Origin of the sequence: Clostridium sp. UBA1056 (assembly GCA_002316385.1) — a bacterium.
GTDB lineage: Bacteria > Bacillota > Clostridia > Clostridiales > Clostridiaceae > Clostridium_J.
Genome location: DCDL01000029.1, coordinates 1 through 6,011, shown reverse-complemented (window position 1 = coordinate 6,011; position 6,011 = coordinate 1). Strand labels below are relative to the sequence as shown.

The window sequence follows — 6,011 nt, the reverse complement described above, 5'->3', positions numbered from 1 at the left end:
ATTTTAACGACGCAGTATTCGTGGCAAATAGGCGAGAAAACTGATCTATTATTTATTTGATAGTGCCTTAAGGGGGATGTGCAATATGAAACTATGGGAAAATATAAATATTGATGGTCTTAATAGAATGGAGCCTAGAGCTAGCTTTTTAAACTTTTCGTCAAGGAGTATGGCGGAGCTTGGAGAGAGGAGGTACACTAATAATTTTAAAAACTTAAATGGAATATGGAGTTTTTTATTTTTAGAGGCTCCTGAATATTCTCCAGAGAATTTTTATAAAGAAGATTTTAATACAGAAGGTTGGGATAAAATAACGGTACCTGGTAATTGGCAACTACAAGGCTATGGGAAGATGCATTATTCAGATCTGTGGTATAACTTTCCTATAAATCCACCCTATGTACCTACAGAAAACCCAACAGGAATATATAAAAGAAAATTTAGACTAGATGAGTCATGGTTAGGAAAGAGAATAATATTAAAGTTTAATGGAATTGATTCTGCCTATAATCTATGGATAAATGGACAAGACGTAGGCTATAGTAAGGGCGCTAGAATACAAGGAGAATTTGATATAACTAACTATGTAAGAGTTGGAGAAAATCAGTGTGTAGTTAGAGTATACCAGTGGAGTGATGGAACTTATTTAGAAGATCAAGACATGTGGTGGTTAAGTGGTATATTTAGAGATGTAGAGCTTTACTCAGAACCACTCTTAGGAATATATGATTTTAAAATAGAAACTGACCTAAGTGAAAAATATGAAAATGGAACACTAAGTATAGATTTTAAATTTAAAGAGGCTAGAGACCAAGTTGTTCAAATAGAGCTTTTTGATGATAATAAAAAGCTTATATTTAAAGAACGTCTAGATACAAGAAATGGGCTAAAATTTGAAAAGAAAATAGAAAGTCCTTTAAAGTGGAGTGCCGAGGAGCCAAATTTATATAGTCTTATGATGACAGTTTATAAAGGTAATGAGCTGGTTCAAGTAATACCACAAAAGGTAGGCTTTAGAAAAATTGAATTAAGGGGAGAAGTTTTTACAGTAAACGGGGTAGGCATAAAGCTAAAGGGTGTAAATAGACATGATTATAATCCTAAAAATGGAAGGGTTGTATCTAGAGAAGAAATAGAAGAAGACATTATTTTAATGAAAAAGCATAATATCAATGCCCTAAGGACGTCACATTATCCTAACTCAGAGTGGTTATATGACCTTTGCGATGAGTATGGTCTTTATGTTATTGATGAAACAGATTTAGAATGTCATGGCTTTGAGCTCACTGGAAACTATTCATGGATAAGTGATGATTCAAAATGGGAATTAGCCTATGTAAATAGAATAGAGAGAATGATTGAAAGAGATAAAAATCATCCATGTATAATTATGTGGTCTTTAGGTAATGAATCTTCCTTTGGTGCGAACTTTAAATCTATGGCTAAGAGAGCTAAGGAGTTAGATAATACAAGGCTTGTTCACTATGAAGGTGATTTTAATGTTAAGAAAGAAGATGGGCCTGTGTCAGAGATTTATAGTACTATGTATACTTGGCTAGAACATGATAGTAAATTAAAGATGGATGACATAATAAGTAAGGTAAAAAAACCTCATATACTATGTGAATATTGTCATGCCATGGGAAATGGCCCAGGAGCTCTAAGAGAATATCAAGATTTATTTTATAAATATGATAAACTTCAAGGAGGCTTTGTATGGGAGTGGTTTGATCATGGAATATACTCAGTAAGTGATGAAGGAAAGATATATTACAAATATGGTGGAGATTTTGGTGATGACCCAACTAATGGAAACTTCTGTATTGATGGTTTATTAATGCCTGATAGAAGTGCATCTCCAGGGCTTTTGGAGTATAAAAAGGTCATAGAACCTGTTGAAACTAAGGCTGTTGATCTAACTAAAGGTATTATTGAAGTCATAAATAGATATGACTTTAATAACTTGAATATATTAGAATTAATCTATAGCATGAAAGAGGATAATAAGTTAATAGAAAGTAGACGCTTACCAATGCCGTCCATAAAGGGAAGAGAAAATAGAGAAATAATTTTGCCTTACACCGTGGAGTTTCCTAAAACACCAGGTGCAACTTATTATTTAAATATATCCTATGTTTTAAAGGATAACTGTAAATGGGCTAAGGTAGGTCATGAATTAGCTACAGCTCAATTTAAACTACCTATAGAAGTAGAAAAGGTCAAAATAAATCCTAAAGGTGTCATTGAAGTGGTAAAAGAACATTGTACCCTTAAGGTTATAGGAGAAGATTTTCAGGTAGACTTTGATTTGGTTAAGGGGAATATAATAAAAGCAGTTAGAGATGGATACTGCATTATAGAAGAAGGACCTAAATTAAATTTCTGGAGGGCTCCAATTGACAATGATATGTATCTTTTAGAAGACTATAAGAAAAAATATTTCATGCACCTAGGGCATGAAATTGTAAGAAGTATTAATTATGAAGTTAAGGATAATATACTACATTTTAAAGTAGAAACAATTAACGGAACTACTAATTCTTCATGGTATTATAAGTCTACTTATGAATATATAGTTTTTGGAAGTGGAGATATTTTAGTAAAAGTTTCTGGAACGCCTTCAGGAAATATAGAAAATGCTCCTGAAATGATACCGAGAATAGGAGTAAAACTTAAAGTAAACAAAGAGCTAGAGAGGGTTAAATATAAGGGAAGAGGCCCAGGGGAATCCTACCCAGATACAAAGGAAGCTAATTTGTTTGGAGTATATGAAAATACCGTTGATGGACTATTTACTAATTATGTTAAGCCACAGGGAAATGGAAATAGAAGTGATTGTTCGTGGGTTAGTCTTACTAATGATAGAGGTATGGGAATTATGGCAGTAGCTGAGGGGAAATTTGACTTTAGTGCTTCTTATTATGAGGATAAGGATTTAGAAAAGGCAAAGCATACTATAGACTTAGTGAAGAGGGATTATGTTATATTTAACATTGACTATAAACAAAATGGTGTAGGTACTAACTCTTGTGGACAATGGCAACTAGAAAAATATAGATGTAAATTTGAAGATTTTAACTTAAGCTTTAGAATTTCTTTATTTAATAATAAAGAAGTTAGCGAGGTTGCTTTAGGAAGAGAAATGTTAGAATACTAATTAAAGGGTGGCTTAGGTCACCCTTTAATTATATAATAATATAAATTACAATAGAATCTAAGTTAAGAGGGGGGAGTTCTGATAACTTATATTATCAGAGTAATATATGAAGAAACTAACTGAGATAATTAAAATGGATATGGTTCCATCTTTAGGAGTGACAGAACCAGGAGCTATTGCTTTTGCTACAGCAAGAGCAAGAAGCTATACAAAGGGAGAGATAAAAGGAATTAATATATATCTTAATTCTGGAATATATAAAAATGCCTTTACTTGTGGAATTCCAAATTCAACCCAAGTAGGTAATATATTTTCAGCAGCTTTAGGAGCTGTAGCTGGAAAGTGGGAAAAAGGCTTACTATCTTTAGAGGATATTAATGAAGATGATAATAAAAAAGCACAAAAGCTCATAGATGAACATAAGGTTTTTGCACACTTAGATAGAATAGATTCAGAAATATATATAAGAGTTATAGTTGAAACTAATAAAGATACTTGTGAGGTAATAGTAAAAAATCATCATACAGACATATATGAAATCAAGCTAAATAACAATATAATTTTTAAAATAGAGGATAATAAGGTAAATGATAAAGAGAATATTTCAGGAGAAGAGATTAGTGAAATTACAAATTATACTTTAGAGGATTTCTACAATTATTGTAGCACAGTAGATATAGATGAAATTAGTTTTTTAAAAGATGCTTATACTGTAAATATGGAATTATTTAAGGAAGGTTTATATTCTAATAGAACAAAAATAGTAAAGCAGCTTATAAGATCAAATAATGATGAAGTTAAATCTAAGGATGAGGTAAAGACATCTCAGGTTCTAACTGGTGGAGCTATTGAAGCTAGAGTTATTGGACTTAATAAGCCTGCCATGAGTATAACAGGAAGTGGAGCCCACGGTATAATATGTACTATGCCACTTTATAGTTCTTATAGCATTAATGAACTTACTGAGGAGCAGTTACTTAGAGCTACGGCTTTAAGCTATCTTATAACTATGTATATTAAAGAATACTCTGGTAGGTTATCTGCATTTTGTGGATGTGCCATAGCAGCAGGAACTGGAATGGCATGTGCTTTAGTTTTTATGAAGAATGGAACCTTAGAACAAATGAAATATACTATTAACAATATGGCTTCAAGCATAACTGGAATGATTTGTGATGAAGGGAATTGTAGCTGTAGATGCTGCTTATAGATCCATTGAACTTGCTATGAATAATATTTATATAGAAGATATCCATGGGATAAATGGAAAAACTACCGAAGAGACCATGAGATATATGGGAATGATAGCCTCACCGGGAATGAAGGAAACTGAAAAGACCATATTAGATATTTTTACTCAGAAGTCTAATAATGGATTAAAAGCTACTTAATTATATAACAATATATAATAAGTACACTAGAGTAACATTTTAAAAAGTTAAATATTTTAAATTTTAAATATGCAAAAAGTTACCTATATAAAAAGTTAACTTTTTGCATAGATATCTTTTTAAAATGTTCCATATATAATTTGAAAATACAATAAATTAAGATATGATACAATAGATACAAATATAAATAATAAGGTGTGTTAAGATGGAAGAATTAAGAAAAGCAATTGATGAAATTATAGAAGAACATATTATAAAGCTAGTTATTAGCAATAAAATGAATAAATCTATGGAGTATAATAAAATAATATTTACATTAAAAGAGAATAACTCTAAGGAGTATTATCAAATAGAAAAGTATACTGATAAGCAGGTATTTCACGAAAATATTGATTTAGATTTACTAAAAGAAAAAGTTTTAGAGTATGCAATAGATAATTATAAGCAAATTTCAGCTTGGTCAACTGCTACTACCTTCGATTTAAGAATATCTAAAAAAGGCAAGGTTCATTTAGGAAAGAAAAAAAGCAACAATGTAAGCCTAGTTAATAAAGAACATAATAAAGAGAAAAATTATATTCTTAAAGAAGGTATGATAATAGAGCCCCTTATAGACTTGGGTGTTTTTACTAAAGAAGGGAAAATAGTTAATTCTAAGTATGATAAATATAAGCAAATAAATAGATTTGTTGAAATTATTGATGATGAAATTAAGAAAAATGATTATAAAGAGCTTACAATCTTAGATTTTGGGTGCGGTAAGTCATATTTAACCTTTGTATTATACTATTATTTTGTAGAGATTAAGAAAATTAATGTTAAGATGATAGGATTAGATCTTAAAAAAGATGTAATTGAAAAATGCAATGGGATAGCTAAGAGATATAATTATAATAATTTACACTTTGAATTGGGCGATATAAATGGCTTTAAATATAATGATAAGGTTGATATGGTAATTACTTTACATGCCTGTGATACGGCAACAGATTATGCACTATACAATGCTATTAAGTGGAATAGTAAAATGATTTTCTCAGTACCTTGTTGTCAACATGAGTTTAATAAGCAGATGAATACGGAGGAGCTATCTATACTTACTAGATATGGAATAATTCAAGAGAGAATTGCAGCTCTTATGACTGATGCAGTGAGAGGAAATCTTTTAGAGTGTGTAGGATATAAAACTCAGCTTTTAGAATTTATAGATATAGCTCACTCTCCTAAAAATATATTAATTAGAGCAGCAAAGACCAATATATCTAAGGAAAAAAAGGAAAAATCACTTTTAGAGGTTGATGCTTTAATGAAGGAGTTTAATTTAAATCCCACATTATTTAATTTGTTGAAAAATGATGGATTAATATAAGGCATCTTCAAAAAATAAACAAGTCAGAATGTTCGTCTATTGTGTGTTATACTGCGTCAACAGAACCCTTAGATAGTGCTACTATCTAAGGAAC

The 6,011-nt window shown here is 30.6% G+C and carries 2 protein-coding genes and 1 pseudogene; all 3 read left to right on the top strand.

Annotated elements, in window-relative coordinates; all coding sequences use genetic code 11:
• Window positions 1-85 precede the first annotated feature (85 nt).
• The 3 genes and pseudogenes from ebgA (at window position 86) to B3W71_RS09265 (ending at window position 5,917) form a co-directional block, all read left to right on the top strand.
• The gene (ebgA, locus tag B3W71_RS09280; RefSeq protein WP_346888658.1) at window positions 86-3,157 is read left to right on the top strand and encodes a beta-galactosidase subunit alpha; all 3,072 of its coding nucleotides are present in this window, start codon (window positions 86-88) and stop codon (window positions 3,155-3,157) included.
• A 106-nt stretch (window positions 3,158-3,263) separates the two neighbouring features.
• Window positions 3,264-4,548 (top strand): annotated as a pseudogene (locus B3W71_RS09275) (serine dehydratase subunit alpha family protein).
• 205 nt (window positions 4,549-4,753) lie between these two features.
• Complete coding sequence (locus B3W71_RS09265) at window positions 4,754-5,917, top strand: SAM-dependent methyltransferase (RefSeq protein WP_346888655.1); 1,164 nt, start codon at window positions 4,754-4,756, stop codon at window positions 5,915-5,917.
• The last annotated feature ends 94 nt before the right edge of the window (window positions 5,918-6,011 follow it).